Annotated in this window: 16 protein-coding genes; 7 read left to right on the forward strand and 9 right to left on the reverse strand. The window is 69.0% G+C overall.

The window, feature by feature from the left end:
* Positions 1-4 precede the first annotated feature (4 nt).
* Complete coding sequence (locus ACGFIS_RS06895) at positions 5-562, forward strand: Clp protease N-terminal domain-containing protein (protein ID WP_392908904.1); 558 nt, start codon at positions 5-7, stop codon at positions 560-562.
* A gap of 40 nt (positions 563-602) precedes the next feature.
* Here ACGFIS_RS06895 and ACGFIS_RS06900 read toward each other — a convergent pair whose 3' ends face one another.
* From ACGFIS_RS06900 to ACGFIS_RS06935, 8 genes are all read right to left on the reverse strand, one after another.
* Positions 603-1,535: a hypothetical protein gene (locus tag ACGFIS_RS06900; protein ID WP_392908906.1), complete on the reverse strand. Its 933-nt coding sequence runs from the start codon at positions 1,533-1,535 to the stop codon at positions 603-605.
* Positions 1,536-1,615: 80 nt separating this feature from the next.
* Positions 1,616-2,122, reverse strand: a complete 507-nt coding sequence (locus ACGFIS_RS06905; protein WP_392908908.1) for a hypothetical protein — start codon at positions 2,120-2,122, stop codon at positions 1,616-1,618.
* 71 nt (positions 2,123-2,193) lie between these two features.
* On the reverse strand, positions 2,194-2,994 hold the full coding sequence (locus ACGFIS_RS06910; RefSeq protein WP_392908910.1) for a carbon-nitrogen hydrolase family protein: 801 nt from the start codon (positions 2,992-2,994) through the stop codon (positions 2,194-2,196).
* A 34-nt stretch (positions 2,995-3,028) separates the two neighbouring features.
* The gene (locus tag ACGFIS_RS06915) at positions 3,029-5,536 is read right to left on the reverse strand and encodes a DEAD/DEAH box helicase (RefSeq protein WP_392908912.1); all 2,508 of its coding nucleotides are present in this window, start codon (positions 5,534-5,536) and stop codon (positions 3,029-3,031) included.
* Positions 5,537-5,604: 68 nt separating this feature from the next.
* Entirely contained in the window at positions 5,605-6,195 is a 591-nt protein-coding gene (locus ACGFIS_RS06920) for an HD domain-containing protein (RefSeq protein ID WP_392969906.1), read from the reverse strand.
* 180 nt (positions 6,196-6,375) lie between these two features.
* Complete coding sequence (locus tag ACGFIS_RS06925) at positions 6,376-7,707, reverse strand: DUF222 domain-containing protein (protein WP_392969909.1); 1,332 nt, start codon at positions 7,705-7,707, stop codon at positions 6,376-6,378.
* A 104-nt stretch (positions 7,708-7,811) separates the two neighbouring features.
* Entirely contained in the window at positions 7,812-8,504 is a 693-nt protein-coding gene (locus ACGFIS_RS06930; protein ID WP_392969912.1) for a pentapeptide repeat-containing protein, read from the reverse strand.
* 10 nt (positions 8,505-8,514) lie between these two features.
* A complete protein-coding gene (locus ACGFIS_RS06935) occupies positions 8,515-9,072 on the reverse strand; it encodes a hypothetical protein (RefSeq protein WP_392908920.1) in 558 nt (185 codons plus the stop codon).
* On the opposite strand from ACGFIS_RS06935, the gene ACGFIS_RS06940 reads away from it, so the two are divergent.
* The 6 genes from ACGFIS_RS06940 to ACGFIS_RS06965 all read left to right on the forward strand — a co-directional run bounded on the left by ACGFIS_RS06940 (position 9,064) and on the right by ACGFIS_RS06965 (position 14,501).
* On the forward strand, positions 9,064-9,351 hold the full coding sequence (locus tag ACGFIS_RS06940) for a hypothetical protein (protein ID WP_392908922.1): 288 nt from the start codon (positions 9,064-9,066) through the stop codon (positions 9,349-9,351). The genes ACGFIS_RS06935 and ACGFIS_RS06940 overlap by 9 nt on opposite strands.
* A gap of 835 nt (positions 9,352-10,186) precedes the next feature.
* Complete coding sequence (locus ACGFIS_RS06945) at positions 10,187-12,031, forward strand: hypothetical protein (RefSeq protein WP_392969915.1); 1,845 nt, start codon at positions 10,187-10,189, stop codon at positions 12,029-12,031.
* The gene (locus ACGFIS_RS06950) at positions 12,018-12,473 is read left to right on the forward strand and encodes a hypothetical protein (RefSeq protein WP_392969918.1); all 456 of its coding nucleotides are present in this window, start codon (positions 12,018-12,020) and stop codon (positions 12,471-12,473) included. Before ACGFIS_RS06945 ends, ACGFIS_RS06950 begins: the two co-directional genes overlap by 14 nt.
* Positions 12,470-12,979: a hypothetical protein gene (locus tag ACGFIS_RS06955; RefSeq protein ID WP_392969921.1), complete on the forward strand. Its 510-nt coding sequence runs from the start codon at positions 12,470-12,472 to the stop codon at positions 12,977-12,979. The genes ACGFIS_RS06950 and ACGFIS_RS06955 overlap by 4 nt, the downstream gene beginning before the upstream one ends.
* Before the next feature lie 449 nt (positions 12,980-13,428).
* Positions 13,429-14,310 (forward strand): helix-turn-helix domain-containing protein, encoded by an 882-nt coding sequence (locus ACGFIS_RS06960; RefSeq protein ID WP_392969924.1) that lies wholly within the window; start codon positions 13,429-13,431, stop codon positions 14,308-14,310.
* Positions 14,307-14,501 carry a DUF397 domain-containing protein gene (locus ACGFIS_RS06965; RefSeq protein ID WP_392969927.1) on the forward strand — a complete coding sequence of 65 codons (195 nt, stop codon included), beginning with the start codon at positions 14,307-14,309 and terminating at the stop codon, positions 14,499-14,501. The genes ACGFIS_RS06960 and ACGFIS_RS06965 overlap by 4 nt, the downstream gene beginning before the upstream one ends.
* Positions 14,502-14,611: 110 nt before the next feature.
* Here the strand turns inward: ACGFIS_RS06965 and gndA are convergent, their stop codons facing one another.
* Entirely contained in the window at positions 14,612-16,036 is a 1,425-nt protein-coding gene (gene gndA, locus ACGFIS_RS06970) for an NADP-dependent phosphogluconate dehydrogenase (RefSeq protein ID WP_392908934.1), read from the reverse strand.
* Between the last annotated feature and the right edge of the window lie 77 nt (positions 16,037-16,113).

A 16,113-nucleotide genomic window follows, 5' to 3' on the forward strand; every position in this document is an offset into this window, starting at 1 on the left:
CACGATGTTCGAGCGTTTCACCGAGGACGCGCGGGCGGCCGTCATCGGCGCCCAGGCCGAGGCGCGGAACCTGGGCGACCACCACATCGGCACGGAGCACGTCCTGCTCTCGGTGCTGCGCGGCGACGACGCCGTGGCCCGCGCGCTCCGCGAGCACGGGCTGTCCGCGGACGACCTGCGGACCCGGATCACCCGCGTCAACGCCACCGGAGGAGACGTGCTCGACGCCGATGCCCTGAAGAGCATCGGCGTCGACCTCGACGCCATCCGGGAGGCGACCGAGGAGACCTTCGGCGAGGGCGCCCTCGACGTCCCCGCCGGGAAGCTCTCACGCCTGCGCGGCGGGCACATCCCCTTCACACCGAAGGCGAAGAAGGCCCTGGAGCTGAGCCTGCGGCACGCGATCCGGCTCAAGCAGAAGCAGATCCGCGGCGGGCACATCCTGCTCGGCCTCCTGCACGACGACGACTTCCTGTCGGTACGGCTCACGACCGAGGCCGGGGCGGACGTCCAGGAGCTGCGCTCCCACATCGAACGCCTGGTGACCTCCGCGGCGGCCTGACCCCGCCCGGCTCGCCCGGCCCGGCCGGTGCCGCGTCACGTCAGCGGCGCGCGGCCTCCCAGCCCCGGACCAGCTCCGCGGTGGCCTCCCCGGCGACGCTGACCTTCAGGCCCTCCTCGCCCTGCTCGACCTGGACCCCGACCAGCCGCAGGTCGGGCACGCGGCCCCCGTGGAGGGCCTCGCGCTCGGGCATCGCCTCGTAGTCCCCCGGCCGCCACCAGTACACGCGCGGGCTGATCGGCTTCTCCCCCGTGGCCGCGAACGTGCCCGCCGTGTCCTGGAGGGTCTTCATTGCCACGACGACATGGCGGTCCATGCCGATCTCGTGGACCATCACGTACTCCGGGAGCGGGAACGTCACGAGCGCCCCGAACGGGAGCGGGCCGGGAACGTACCGGCGCAGGACGTGCACGTGCGCGGCGACGTAGCGGTGCTGCCCGCCGATCGTGACGATCTTGAGCCCCTGCACGTCGTTCGCCTGGACGTAGTGCGGCTCCCGCTCGATCGAGTGCGTCAGCGCGGCGCCGAACGCCTCGGCCTCCCCGAGGCCGCCGAGTTCGGTCCTGTTGAGCGGCGACATCGAGTCGGGACGGTCGACGACGACGGTCTGGAGGAGCCCCTCGGCGAGGGGCCGCGTCAGGAGGGCCGCACGCATCCGCTCGTCCAGCGCGTTCTCGTGGTAGAGGCGGACGCGCAGGTCACCGGTGTCCGGGCCGCCGCCTCCGGGCGCGGGGGCCGGACGTCCTTCGAACGCCCCCACCGCCTGGTCGGCGTACTGGGCCGCGATGCCGGGCAGCGCGGAACGCGCGTTCCGCCCGGCGTGACTCCGCCACTCGGCGATGTCCGCCTGCACCCGGGTACCGTCCCTGAGCGTGACGGCGACGGTGCCGGGGGTGGGCAGCTCGGCCCGGTATCCGCGCTGCGCGAAAGCATCTATGAGGGCCATGCCGACGATGTCGGGATTCGAGTTCATGGTCATTTACGACGCCCGGCGAACCACCCGAGTTCCCGCGAGTTCCCGCCGTTCCCGATCAGCTCCCGATCAGCTTCCGATCAGCTTCCGAACGCGTCGGTGAGGGCCGCGGCGCAGGCCGACCTGCGGCGCGGGTCGTCCGGGAAGCGGCGGCGGCACTCCGCGGCGATCCAGGACGGAACCGCGGTCCCGTCCCGCGGAGTGGCCCGGGGGCGGGGATCCGGCCGGGAACGAGGCGGCAGCCGGCCGCGCGAGGGGACCGCATGCCCGCGGCGGGACGGCCGGCTCCGCGTCGCCGGGAGGGTCCCGGACGACACGTCACCCGGTTCCGGCGCCGCCCGTCCGGGCGAAGGTGCCCGGCCGGACGGCGGCGGCCGGGTGGCGGCCGGCGTGGCCGCGCCCTCCGTCAGCGTGCCGCCCGGGGTCGGGCGCGTCGTCCCGTGGCCGACGCCGAGGGCCAGCCCGGCACCCAGCACGAGCACGACGGCGACGAACGGACGCGGCGACCGGAACGGGCGCGGACGCCCGGGGGGACTGGGCTCGGCGCGGGTGAACCCGGCGGGCGGGAGGTCGGAGGAAAGACGCACCGTCCGATCGTCACGCTACGCGCCCGCTCCGACACGGAGACGCACGGAACGTTGCCACCTCGATACAACCGCTACGCCGGGGCGACCGTGAAGCGGCGGAGGCCGAGCGCCGGGTTCTTCGCGCGGACGGCGGCGATGCGCTCCGGCGACACCTCCCCCGCCACGACACCGGGGCTCTCCCCCAGCCCGGCGGCGACCACGCCCATCGGGTCCACGATCATGCTGTTGCCGGCGCCGGTCGGGGCGCACTGCCCGGCCGCGGCCACGTAGATCGTGTTCTCGATGGCGCGGGCGCGGGCCAGCGTCCGCCAGTGGTCCTCCTTCAAAGGCCCCGGCACCCACGCGGCGGGCAGCGCGAGCACGTCGGCGCCCGCGTCCACGATCCGCCGCGTCACCTCGGGGAACCGGACGTCGTAGCAGGTCTGCATGCCGAACGTGACGCCCTCGACGGTGAACGTCTCCGGGTTCGCGATGTCGCCGTGCCGGACCAGCGACGACTCCTTGTACCCGAACGCGTCGTACAGGTGGATCTTGCGGTACTCGGCGACGATGTCGCCACCAGGCCCCACGGCGACGAGCGTGTTGGATATGCGGCGCGTCGGCTCGTCCAAACGCTCGTTCATCCCCGCGACGACGTGCACGCCGTGCCGCCGGGCGAGTTCCCCTAGCCCGCCGGCGAACGGGCCGTCCAGCGGTTCGGCCGAGTCGACGAACCGCTCGTCCATCTTCGGCGCGGTGAACATGGCGAACTCGGGGAACACGACGACCTTCGCCCCGCGTCCGGCCGCCTCATCCGCGAGCTCGCCGATCGCCGCCAGGTTCTCGCCCTTGTCGACCCCCGGCGCGAACTGCGCCACCGCGACCTGCACCATGCCCTGCCTCCTCAGTTCTCCGACCGGTGCCGCGTCACATCCGGTCGACGCCCGTCACGCGGATGACGGCCTCGCCCTCCTGGTCCGAGCCCGCCAGGTCGACCTCGGCGCTGATGCCCCAGTCGTGATGCCCTTCGGGGTCGTCGAACACCTGCCGGACGCGCCACAGCGCGTCCTGCGGGACCTCCTCGATCTGCAGCAGCTTCGGCCCCCGCGCGTCCGGGCCGGTGAACAGCTCGTCGTGCTCGGCGAAATAGCCGTCCATGGCCTCGGCCCACGCGTCGGAGCCGAAGTCCGGATCCAGCTCGCCCAGGTCGCGGAACCGCTCCAGCGCGGCCAGCTCCACCCGGCGGAACAACGCGTTGCGCACCAGCACCCGGAACGCCCGCGTGTTCGCGGTCACCTTCGTGACCCGCTCCTCGATCGGCTCGTCCAGGTCCTCGTCGGCCGGGTTCGCGAGCTGCTCCCACTCGTCCAGCAGGCTGGAGTCGACCTGCCGCACCAGCTCCCCCAGCCACTCGATCAGGTCGATCAGGTCATCCGTCTTGATCGACTCCGGGACGGTCTGCTGCAGCGCCTTGTAGGCCCCCGACAGGTACCGCAGGACGAGACCCTCGCCCCTGGCCAGCTCGTAGAACCCGATGTACTCGGTGAACGTCATCGCCCGCTCGTACATGTCCCGGACGACCGACTTGGGGCGCAGCGGATGGTCGCCCACCCACGGGTGCCCGGCCCGGTAGATCTCGTACGCGGCGTCGAGCTCCTCCTCCAGCGGCTTCGGATGGTCGACGTCCTGGAGCAGCTCCATCCGCTCCTCGTACTCGATGCCCTCCGCCTTCATCTCCGCGACGGCCTCGCCCCGCGCCTTGTTGATCTGCGCCGCGATGATCTGCCGCGGGTCCTCCAGCGTCGCCTCGATGACCGACAGCACGTCCAGCGCGTAGGAGGGCGACGCCGGATCCAGGATCTCGAACGTGGCCAGCGCGAACGTCGACAGCGCCTGGTTGAGCGCGAAGTCCTCCTGGAGGTCGACGGTGACCCGCGCGTACCTGCCCAGATCATCGGGCTCGGGCAGCACCTCGACCACACCGCCCGCCAGCAGCGACCGGTAGATCGCGATGGCCCGCGAGATGTGCCTGCGCCGCGCCGCCGGCTCCTCGTGGTTGTCGGTCAGCAGCCGCTTCATCGCCTGGTACGCGTTGCCCGGACGCGCGATCACCGACAGCAGCATCGCGTGGCTGACCTGGAACCGCGACCGGAGCATCTCCGGCTCGGCCTCCTGCAGCTTCTTGAAGACGTCCTCGTCCCACCCGACGAACCCCTCGGGCGCCTTCTTGCGCTGCACCTTCCGCCGCTTCTTCGGGTCGTCCCCCGCCTTCGCCAGTGCCTTCTCGTTCTCCACCACATGCTCGGGCGCCTGCGCGACGACGAACCCGACCGTGTCGAACCCGGCCCGCCCGGCGCGCCCGGCGATCTGGTGGAACTCCCTCGCCCGCAGGCGCCGCACCCGGTGCCCGTCGTACTTGCTCAGCGCGGTGAACACCACGGTCCTGATCGGCACGTTGACGCCCACGCCCAGTGTGTCGGTCCCGCAGATGACCTTCAGCAGCCCGGCCTGCGCGAGCCGCTCCACCAGCCGCCGGTACTTCGGCAGCATCCCCGCGTGGTGCACCCCGATCCCGTGCCGCACGAACCGCGACAGGTTCCGCCCGAACTTCGTCGTGAACCGGAAGTTGCCGATCAGCTCCGCGATCCGGGCCTTCTCCGCCTTCGTGCACACGTTGATGCTCATCAGCGACTGCGCCCGCTCGATCGCCGCCGCCTGCGTGAAATGCACCAGATACACCGGTGCCTTCTGCTCGGCCAGCAGCTCCTCGATCGTCTCGTGCAGCGGCGTGACCCGGTAGTCGTAGATCAGCGGGACGGGCCGCTCCGCGGACGTCACCCAGGCCGTCTGCCGCCCCGTCCGCCGCGTGATGTCCTTCTGGAAGAACGCGACGTCCCCCAGCGTCGCCGACATCAGCAGGAACTGCGCCTGCGGCAGCTCCAGCAGCGGGATCTGCCACGCCCACCCCCGCTCGGGCTCGGCGTAGAAATGGAACTCGTCCATCACCACGACACCGATGTCGGCCTCGGCGCCGTCCCTGAGCGCGATGTTGGCCAGCACCTCCGCCGTACAGCACACGATCGGCGCGTCCGCGTTGACGCTGGCGTCGCCCGTCATCATCCCGACGTTGTCGCGCCCGAACATCTCGCAGAGGTCGAAGAACTTCTCCGACACCAGCGCCTTGATCGGCGCGGTGTAGAACCCCACCTGCCCCCGGCCCAGCGCCGCGAACAGCGCCCCCGCCGCCACCAGGCTCTTCCCCGACCCCGTCGGCGTCGACAGGATCACGTTCGCGCCCGACACCACCTCGATGAGCGCCTCCTCCTGCGCGGGATACAACGTGATCCCGCGCCCCGACACCCACCGCTCGAACGCCTCGAACAACGAATCGGCGTCGGCGTCGTTTCCAGAAGGAAGCTCATCAAGAAGACTCACCCCTCCATCCTGCCCCCGAACGACCACTGCCCGCGTCACGGCCGCCCATGGGAATCCGCCGCGACGCTCTACACGAGGGCGTGGCCGTATTCGTCCACGAGCGGCTTGAGGTCGGGATCGCCGAAGAACGCGCGCATCGCATCGAAGACCGCGACCTTCTCCTCCCCGTACCGGCGCACGTGAACGGAGTACGAGCCGGCGGACACGAACGTCGGCGGGCGCGTCTTGCTGTGGAACTTGTCGGCGTACATGACCAGCCGTTCCTCGCCGGTCTCGGCCACGTAGTCGCCGGGCGGCACCGGAAGCCCCTGCCGCGCGATGTCGTCGCGCGTCAGGCCCATGCCGGTGTGCCGGGAGCAGAACCGGCAGATCTCCTCGGGGAACCCCTCGTCGCGCAGCAGCTCGTGTCCCAGCACCCCGTGCCGCACGTACTGCCCCGGAACAAGGCCACCGTCGTGCAGCCGGTAGACCCCGACGTCGTGGAGCAGGCAACCGGCCCGCACGAGCCCGGCGTCGACGTCGAGCCCCGCGGCCTCGATGATCCGCTCGGCGATCCGCCACACGACCACGCAGTGCGTGTAGACGACCTCGAACGCCTCCCGGCTGGGCGCGTGCCTCTCGTGCAGCGCCCGAATCTCCGCTTCCCCTGGAATCCGCACGGACCGACCCTAATCCAGACCGGCGGTTAGGAATTGCCTCTGCGGCAACAACGTGCGGGATGCCTCACGGCGTCGCCTGAACCTCGCGAACCATCCGCTTGTGCTCCAATCGGACGGCAGACTCCCGGTCAGGAGAGCGGTTGCCGTCGGGTGGCCGGGGGTCAATGGTCCGCGATGGGTTCAGGGGCCTGCTGCCTGTCGTGGGCCGCGGGTCGGGTGGGGGCGCAGCCGGTGGGGCCGTGGCTGGACCCGGTGGTGTGCGGCCGGATTCCACTGGTCCGTGGCGCGCGGGGCCGGTGGCGCCGGGTGGGAGGGGGTGCCGGGTGGCCGGAGGCGGTAGGTGTATCGGCCGTCCGGTCCCCTGGTGATGTGGATCTGCGCGGGGTTGGCCGCCTTCCAGCGATTGTGGAACCCGCAGGCCAGGGCAAGCCGGTCGATGTCGGTGGGGCTGTGGCCCAGGGCCCAGCCCTCGACGTGGTCGGCCTCGCACAGCGTCCCGGGAACTTCGCAGCCGTCGACCGCGCAGGTCGCGTACAGGGTTTCCAGGATGCGGCGCTGGCCCGGGGAGGCGAACCGTTCCCGGTACCCCAGGTACAGCGGGATGTTGCCGCGTCCCAGGATGAGTGCGGACACTCCGGCGGCCAGGGCGATGCGGCGTGCCTGCTCGGCCGGGATCGGTGTCCCATCGGTCAGGCGCGCCGGGGCGGAGCCGCCCGTCAGGGTGTCCAGGTCGCAGATGACGGTGACCTTGGTGGCCTGGTGCCCGCCCGACAGGACGCTCATCAACGCCGCCGCCGTCCGCTCCGACAGATCCCGAGGATCATCCGTCCCGGCGGGCTTGGCCAGCGGCCCCAGCGTACCGTCCCAGACGGCGGCGTCCTCGGCGTTCAGCCATCCCTTCACGAACCTTCCGCCGTCCAGCGAACGCGTCGAATCGACCCATGAGCGTTCGTAGCCGCGGCGGGAGTCGGGGTCGGGGGTTGGGGTGCCGTCGCGTTCGGCGATGAGGTCAGTGATCCGGTCGCCGAACGCGGCGACTTTTCCGGCCGAGAGTCCCTGCCCGGTCAGGTCGAGGAGGATTTCCTCTGCCGCTGTGCAGTCGGGGTCGTCCAGGCGGGCGACCGCGGCGGCGATGGTGGCGGCGTAGCCGTAGGACAGTTCCCCGCGGGCGAGCCGCTCGGTGACGTCGGGGAGGCGGTGCCGCTGGCGGGCCAGGTGAATGCGTTCCTTGGCGCGCGCCTCGCGCATGCCCATGCGGCAGCGCAGCCAGCTGCGGGCGGAGGGGTAGCCCCAGCGGCGCATCTCCCCGGCGGCGTCCACCCGGCCGATCAGCCCGGCCAGGGCGCTCTCGTGCAGGTCGGTGGCGCGGGCGAGCATCTCGGCGTCCCGCATGCATGCGGGTGGGGAGTCGGGGGTCTGGCGCTGGGCGAGTTCGGCCGCGATCGCTGCCGCCGCGTCCACCAGCGCACTGGTGGACATCGACGCCACATCGATCACTTCACTCGAACACATGACTCTATGTTATCGAACATGGCCTAACTGTATCGCTGGTTCGCGGTGAGAGTATTCAGACCTTCCGGATAGTCAGAGAGCATGTGGAACGCCCTTGCCCGCGGTCAGTCCTCGACGGTGATGCCGAACTCTTCGGCCAGGACGTCCAGGAGCGCCATCGCGTCGGCCGCCGCGACGGTCGCGCCGGCGAACGATTGGATCCCGGCCACGCCGGACAGGTCGCAGCCGGAGAACCGGACGCCGCCCTTCATGGTCGCGCCGGAGAATTGTGCGGCGCTCAACCGGCAACCCTCGAAGCGGACGTCGTGCAGCTCGGCGTTCTGGAAGCTGGCCTCGGTGAGGTTGCAGTCGGTGAACACCACCGACCGCAGGTGCGCGAACCGGAAGGTGGCCATGTCGGCGCGGCACCCCTCGAACCGGACGTCGCGCATACCGCCCTCGACGAACTGCAGCCCGGTCATGCGGCAATTGCGGGCCGCGGCGTTGAACATCCGCGAGTTGTTCATCCGCGCGTTGGCCAGGTCGCAGCCGGACAGGTCCACGTCGGCGAACCCGACGCGGACCAGCCGGGCGCCGGCCAGGCGGGTCCGGTCGAACCGGCACCGCTCGAACTCGACGTCCTCAACGTCGTCGGTGTCGCCGGTGGTGACCGGGTCGGGCCCGTAGGCCAGCGACAGGTATTTGCCGTCGTGGCGCAGGGCCCGGTCGTGTTCCTCGGCGGGCGTTAACGTCTTGGGCAGCACCGGCGGGCGCGGGTCCCGCCGCGGTGCCCGGCGGGTGCGTGGGGTTGCGGGCATGTGCAGAAACTTAACTTCCGTAGCTTTCGCAGGGGTGGAGACGCGACGCGCTCCGCTGCCTGGCCTGTCGTTGGATCTGCCGCGGGCCCCGGTGGGGTTGTGCGGCGAACGCGGCGAGCCATTCGGCCTCGGCCGCGAAGTCGGCGCCGTCCCGCCCGACGTGCATGCTCGTGAGCGCCAGGCGGTGCGCGGCGACCATGAGCGGGTCGGTGGCGGTGGCGCCACCGGCGGCGTGGTCCATCCGGACGGTGATGGTGCCGAGGCGCCGCACGTGCCGCCGCAGCTCCCGCTCGGCGGCCGGGTGCCAGGATTGGCGCGGGTTGAACCCGTCCGCGTTCATGGCGATGTTCAGCAGCCGCAGGACGGGTTTGGAGTCGATGACGGCCTCGACGTCGGTGCCGTCGCGGTAGCGGCGCAGCCCGATCCGGAGCACCTGCAGTTCGGCGATGCAACTGGACATCTGCGGGGACCGGCCCATCATCCGCGGGTCGGCGCGGAACGTGCCGCCGACCGCTGCGCCGGCCCCGTCGATCGCGGCGAACCCGCCGACGGGTTGTTCGTGGCACACCGACCCGTCCACCGCCAGGACGTGCGGGGCGCCGATGTTCAGGGTGGGCAGGGCCAGGTCGACCCCCCGCCGACCGTCACCCGCGCCCGCCGCGGCAGTGAGGCGTTGCGCGCCGTCACCGCCGCGAACCTCACCGACGCCGGATACCAGCGCCTCATCGGCTCCATGACGGCCGAGGCGCCCGACGCCGTCCTGGCCGCGTTGGAGTCGGTCCGGAAGGCGGCGGAGGACGACCCGGCCAAGCGCGCCCGGCTGTTCATCGACGGCGGGGCTCGGTGATGGCCCGCCGCCGGGGCCTGGTCGACGTCACCGCCGTCCGCACCAGGACAAGAACCCAAATGCCGTCCACAGAAGATGGCGCCTCTTCTGCTCGCCGGCGAATTACGGACGCCCCGGCCGCCATCCGGCGCTTCGGCCGGCGGTTTGCCGTTGACCCGCACAGACCCGTCACGGGCCGCTTCTGCCGTCCACCCGCCTCCGGGCGTGTGCTCGCCACGCTGTTCTAGGACACGGCCGAGCAAGAACACGCACCGCACCGCACGAGGTCTGACCGCCCACAACGAAGGTGCGATTCGCCCGCTGTCACGGCTCCCGGCGGCGTCCACCCGCCCGGTCAGATACGCCGCCATCCCCAGCAGATCAAGGTCGTCCGGCCGTTGCTGTCCCGCCCACATCCGGTCAACGACATGCGGCTCATCGGCGTCGGCGCCTGAAAGTTGAGCCTGCGAGCCCCGAAGAACCCGACGCCACCGCTCAGTCAGGACGACCGTTGCCGACGGGTCCCGCATGGCATTCGATCAGCCCATCCGACATGAATTCAAACAAACAGGGTGTCGTCACTTCGCTTATTATCGGGCAACTCAACCACCGACCGTCCTGCATTCAATGCCCATGGAAGGCGAAAGCACGCTGTATAGGACACCATGCCGCGTGAAACGCATGTACGGCGCTGAGTGCTCGATATCGGCACGTGCAAAGTTCGGACGTGCACGATTACATGGGGGCCGGTGTGGTCTTGGCGTCAGCCCCGCGCGTCAAGGCACACCCACGGCGAGCCGTCCGCCCCCACTGCCCTGATGGACGGTCCGCCTCCCCCGAGGAAAGGGACGCGGGCGTGGGCGTTGAAGACACCACCAAGACCGACACACGCACGGAGACGTCCGACAAGCCCACCTCGCAGGAGCGCCCCTCCGCCCCGCCGCCCGACAACCCCGGCTCCCCCGGCCAGCCGTCCCGCCTGGAAAGCCTCCGCCGTGCCCGCGAGCAGCAAGAAGCCAGAGCGCAGCAGGCCCAGGAAAAGGACACCGGCAGCTCACCGCGCGAACAACGCGACGACGAAACCACTCCCTCGGAACAGCCCGGCCGCGCCGCCGAGAATGCAGAGGCATCCGGTAGGCCCGGAGCCAAGGACAAGCAGCAGCGCCAGGACGAAGACCAGCGCGAGGACGACCCACGCATCCAAGACCAGGGCACCAGCGGCAGCCGCGAGACCGACACCGGCACACCCGGCGACCGCAACCACGACCGCCCCCAAGCCCAACCCGCCGAACCGCGAGCAGACACCCGCACCGAACCCGCCGAACGGCCAACCTCACCCGAACGACAGTGGACACCGCCACCCGACAACCCCGGCTCCCCCGGCCAACCCTCCCGCCTGGAAAGCCTCGCCCGCGCACGCGAACAACAACAAGCCGCCGCCGCACAGCGGAATGAGAGCAGCGACACCGGAAGCCATCCCACTGAGCAGAGCGACCACGAATCCGCCACGCCGCAACTCGAGAACGACGGTGTGAAAGCGGAGCCAGCAGGCAATGCCGAAGGCGCCGGCGAGAACCAGGACGCGGACACACCGACAGACGACGCCAAGACCGAGGCCGAACCCAAGCCCGACACCTCCGAGGCGCCACCCACTCCCGAGCACAACCTCCGCGACGCCGACAAGCCCACCGACCACGCCCGCCAGCCGACAGGGGAAACCACCGACCAGCCCACCGGCCCGCAAGAACCCCGCCCAGGCACCACAACCGGCGAGCTGGATTCCCAGGACCGCACCACCGACCCGCCGCGAACCGCCGAACAGGGCATACAGATCACGGACGGGCCAACCGACAACGCTGATCAACCCCGGCCCGAATCAGCCGAGCAACCCACCCCTCTCGCCGACGGCACCGACCAGCCGCACCCCACCGACACCATCGAAGCTGATGACCCGGCCACCGCCGAGCGGCCCGACGCCAGCGCTCTCGCTGAACCGGATCGGGAGGCCGCTGGCCAGCCCGCCGAGCGACCACAGGCTGTCGCTGACGATGATGACGACAGCGCTCCCGGAGGGGCGGCGGCTCCCGACCTCGGCCGGGAACGTGACGATGCCGAACCTGCCGGTGAGGATGAGGAACCCGAGCCTTCCCCGGTGGATGAAGATGACGCGAACGAAATCCCGGACGGTTCCGGCGACGACAACGACGACCATGATAGGAATGCCGAGGAGCAACCCGAATCCCCGGCATCACAGGAGGACAATCCGGTCACCTATCGGATCCGCACGCCGGACGGCGAACAATTCGGCCCTCCCGGCACCGACCGATGGGTGTACCACCGCGGCAGACTCGATCCGGTGGACGAAAACCAGGATCTTTTCGAGCCTGATCCCGAAAACGGCGATCGAATGAGACGTATTCTTCGAGCTTCTCGGGATAACCCCGACGACGCGGAGAAGAATCTCGATGAGACGACTTCGAACATGATTAAGGCCCTTGAAAAGCCACCGCCGGGCCAAGTATCGAGCTCTCAAGAGACTCGCCCACAGATGGATCAAGTTCAAGGTGGACAACAACAGGACGTAAAGGCGGCAAGTGCAGTGGTCGGCGCGGCAGTCGCCGCCATGGTGATAATGAAGGCTGTAGATGCAAGCAGAGAAAAGCTGAGGAACTCGAGGAGTCGGGACGATGACAGCGATTGATAAGCAGGTGGCGGCACTGCACGCTCTTCTCGCTAGGCGCTATGAAGAGAATCAGCGACTGTTGGGACAACTGAGTGCCAAAGAGGTCAATGTCGGCTATGCGGCGGTGATATCCGCAGCCTTTTTCGAACTGGCACAGCGACGCTTTATCAGAAATGGTAAGCCCGCAAGTGACGCCGAGGTGATCGAGTTCGTTGCCGAAGCCCGCGGCAGGACACAGGAAGCCGTTGAAATCATTGACCCACAGGTCGCGGAGATCGCGACCAACTTTGTACTCGGCAAACTTCCGCTCGACGCGTACGACGGCGTGGATGATAACGTCGCATTCAGAACAAAGAGCCTTCTGGTAGCCATAATGGCAGCGGACGAGGACTTCGGTGATTCTGAGCTGAACTCCTTTATGGCAAGGGTGCGAGATCTGACGGAGGAGTCACTTCGGTGATCGACTGGGCGGCCGTGAAGATCGAGGATGATCATGTTACGGCCCTGCGCCTGCTTCTACAGGACGGCCCGCACGCCTGGGAGCGGATGCAGAAGCAGGAGATGTCTACAGACCAGGGCGCGGCCGCCTACATGCAGATGTTCCATGCCGCATTCGCAGTTGCGGTACGACGAAAGTTCACGCCAACGTATACGATCCACGAGATCGTGCGATATACAGCCAAGCTGCGGATCGAACTCAAAGAGCATGGCGACGATGACTTCGATCCCCGCATAGCCGAGAACGCCATCCGTGGCGCCCTTGGGGATCCGACTCTTCGGAGTGATGACAGGGGCGAGGCCATCGAGGATGTCCAGGATCTGGAACACCTGATATCTGCTCAGATAACCGTATTATTCGACGTACTGCTCACTGAAGAGGAATCCAACGAAGGTGTGACAGAGGAGTACGTCCGAGAGGCCCTTGATCTTGCGCAGCAATGGGTGCGAGTGCGACAGGCCGTTTAGGCTAAGCGCATTCGGCGAAGCGAGATTGCCTTGCTGCCGGTCATATGTAGGCATCCTCTCGGGTGATTCAAGCGAGTGACCCGTGGACCAACGATGGGACTGGGGGGCTGGCAGCACTCGTCGTGTGCCGAAGATCGTAGAGTCCCTACCTCTCGCGCCCTGCGGATGACCACAAGCGTCTTGTTGGTGCAGCGGTAGCCGGGGACGACTGCGGGCGCCTCTTGCGAGTCCGACACATCCGGATATAGCGGTTTGCTTCTTGATATCCCAGCGAGGGTTGGGCGGGCGAGTCTGGCGCGTGCGAAGTGTGGACGTGCGGATATTGCCTGGGGCGGCTGTCGTGTCGAATGTTTGACCGAGCGTGACCTTATGATTGCTCACGAGTGGTCGAACACAGAGGGTCAGCGATCCGAACGGATCGTGATTGAAGCGATATCGGGAGGACGGCCATGCCCAGCCCCTACGTCCGCCGCCGGCGACTGGCGGCCGAGATTCGCAAACTCCGTGAGAGCCGTGGCCTCACCACCGATGGCCTCGCCCAGCTCATGTACTACTCCCGTACGAAGGTATCCCGACTGGAGAACGCTCAGGGCCGGCCGGACCTGGCGGAGATCATGAACATGCTGGAGATCCTCGAAGTCACCGGCAGCCAGTACGACAAACTCCTCAAGCTCGCCCGCGAGGCCGCGCACAAGGGCTGGTGGGACAAGTACGGCGTCTCCATGGGTCCCCGCCAGAAGCTCGCAGCCGACCTCGAATACAATGCCGACACTGTCCGCAGCTACGACCAGAGCGCGATGCCGGGCGCCCTACAGTGCCGCTCGTTCATCGATGCCCTCGTCAAGCTCGACGAATGCCAACAGACGCTCGACTATCAACCGGAGCGGATGTCCGAAGCACGCGAGAGGCGGCAGCGAGAGCTGCTCCGTCCAAACGGACCGTCCTACGAGACCGTCCTGGACGAGTCCGTGATCCACAGGTTGGGCGTGCCGCCGAAAGTCATGGCGGCCCAGCTCAGGCACATGATCACGATAGTCTCGGAAAAAGACCGGATTACGGTTCGCGTGCTGATGCACAACGCCCGCATCCCTGGAGGCTTCCTCCCGAAGTCGTCTTTTTACCTCTACACCTTCGCCGAGTCAGGCGATCCACCTATGGCAATCGTTGACACCGTCACCACTGACCTCGTCCTGACACAGCGGGGCGAGGTGGCGCGGTATACCGGGAGATATGACCGCCTCCGGGAGGCTGCGCTGTCCACAGAAGACAGCATTGCCTTCCTGGATCAGGTGGCCAACCGGCTGTCCAACCGGACAGGATCGGGTACATGACCATGGAATTCAACGGATGGCGCAAGTCACGCCACAGTGAACCCAACGGCCACTGCATCGAAGTCGGCCAAGCGGCCGACGGCACGATCGGGGTCCGCGACACCAAGCTTCGTGGCAACGGTCCAACCCTGGAGTTCACCAGGGAGGACTGGAGGATCTTCCTCCAAGAGATCCGTGCCGACGCCCCCTGACCCCTCCCAAATCCCTCGCAGCCTTGAGACGAACTCTTCTCGTCCAAGGCCGTTGGCGTGTCCGGGGTGCTTCATTCGCGGGGCCGAGGATGAGGCAGCGGGCGGCCGGGTCAGCCGGGTACCTCTGTGCGGTCGGCGCCCCAGAGGGTGTGGAAGGAGCCTTCGCGGTCCACGCGGCGGTAGGTGTGGGCGCCGAAGTAGTCGCGCTGGCTCTGGGTGAGCGCGGCCGGGAGGCGGTCGGCGCGCAGGGAGTCGTAGTAGGCCAGGGCGGTGGAGAAGCCGGGCGCGGGGATGCCGAGGCGCGCGGAGGCGGCGACGACGTCGCGCCAGGCGGACTGGGCGTCGCCGACGGCCTCGGTGAAGTGGTCGTCGGTGAGCAGGGTCGGAGTGTTCGGGTCCGCCTCGTAGGCGGCGCGGATGCGGTCCAGGAAGCGGGCGCGGATGATGCAGCCGCCGCGCCAGATGGTGGCCATCGCGCCGAGGTCGACGTTCCAGCCGTACTCGGCGCTGCCCGCCTGGATCTCGTGGAAGCCCTGCGCGTACGCGACGATCTTCGAGGCGTACAGGGCCTTCTCGACGGCGTCGGCGAAGCCGGGGCCGGCGTCGCCGGTGCGGGACGGGCCCGGCAGGTTCCGGGCGGCCTCGCGGAGGGCGGCGTGGCCGGAGACGGAGCGGGCGAAGACGGCCTCGGCGATGCCGCCGACGGGGACGCCGAGGTCGAGGGCGGTCTGGACCGTCCAGCGGCCGGTGCCCTTCTGCTCGGCCTGGTCGAGGACGACGTCGACGAACGGTTTCCCGGTGGACGCGTCGGTGTGCGCGAGGACCTCGGCGGTGATCTCGATGAGGTAGGACTCCAGGCGGCCGCCGTTCCAGGTGCGGAAGACCTCGGCGATCTCGGCGGGGGCGAGGCCCGCGGCGTGCCGGAGCAGGTCGTAGGACTCGGCGATCAGCTGCATGTCGGCGTACTCGATGCCGTTGTGCACCATCTTCACGAAGTGGCCGGCGCCGTCGGGGCCGACGTGGGTGCAGCAGGGCGTCCCGTCCACCTTGGCGGAGATGTCCTCCAGCAGCGGGCCGAGGGCCGCGTAGGACTCGGCGGAGCCGCCCGGCATGATGCTCGGGCCGTGCAGCGCGCCCTCCTCGCCGCCGGAGATGCCGGTGCCGACGAAGTGGACGCCGCGGTCGCGGAGCGCGGCCTCACGGCGGCGGGTGTCGGTGAAGTTCGCATTGCCGCCGTCGACGATCATGTCGCCGGGCTCCAGCAGCGGGGCGAACTCGTCGATGACGGCGTCGGTCGGGCCGCCCGCCTTCACCATGATCACGAGGCGGCGGGGGCGTTCGAGGGAGGCGACGAACTGCTCGGCGGTCTCGGCCGGCAGGAACGTGCCCTCGTCGCCGAACTCCTCGACCAGGGCCTTGGTGCGCGCGTGGGTGCGGTTGTGCACGGCGACGGGATGCCCGTGCCGGGCGAGGTTGCGGGCGAGGTTCCGGCCCATCACCGCCAGCCCCGTGACGCCTATGCGCGCCTTTTGCATTGGCTCTCTCCTCCTCGTGTGCGACCCTGACCAAGGGGTTGTACGTGGATCATGATCCTCTCGTTCGAGCGCGCGTC

It is taken from the genome of Spirillospora sp. NPDC048824 (assembly GCF_043198455.1).
Classification (GTDB): Bacteria; Actinomycetota; Actinomycetes; order Streptosporangiales; family Streptosporangiaceae; genus Spirillospora.

Bases quoted from the DNA above. Each gene is read 5' to 3' on its own strand.
- ACGFIS_RS06895 (WP_392908904.1), top strand. From the start codon at position 5: ATGTTCGAGCGTTTCACCGAGGACGCGCGGGCGGCCGTCATCGGCGCC.
- ACGFIS_RS06900 (WP_392908906.1), bottom strand. From the start codon at position 1,535: ATGAACTCGAATCCCGACATCGTCGGCATGGCCCTCATAGATGCTTTC.
- ACGFIS_RS06910 (WP_392908910.1), bottom strand. From the start codon at position 2,994: ATGGTGCAGGTCGCGGTGGCGCAGTTCGCGCCGGGGGTCGACAAGGGC.
- ACGFIS_RS06925 (WP_392969909.1), bottom strand. From the start codon at position 7,707: ATGTGTTCGAGTGAAGTGATCGATGTGGCGTCGATGTCCACCAGTGCG.
- ACGFIS_RS06930 (WP_392969912.1), bottom strand. From the start codon at position 8,504: ATGCCCGCAACCCCACGCACCCGCCGGGCACCGCGGCGGGACCCGCGC.
- ACGFIS_RS06950 (WP_392969918.1), top strand. From the start codon at position 12,018: ATGACAGCGATTGATAAGCAGGTGGCGGCACTGCACGCTCTTCTCGCT.
- ACGFIS_RS06960 (WP_392969924.1), top strand. From the start codon at position 13,429: ATGCCCAGCCCCTACGTCCGCCGCCGGCGACTGGCGGCCGAGATTCGC.
- ACGFIS_RS06965 (WP_392969927.1), top strand. From the start codon at position 14,307: ATGACCATGGAATTCAACGGATGGCGCAAGTCACGCCACAGTGAACCC.
- gndA (WP_392908934.1), bottom strand. From the start codon at position 16,036: ATGCAAAAGGCGCGCATAGGCGTCACGGGGCTGGCGGTGATGGGCCGG.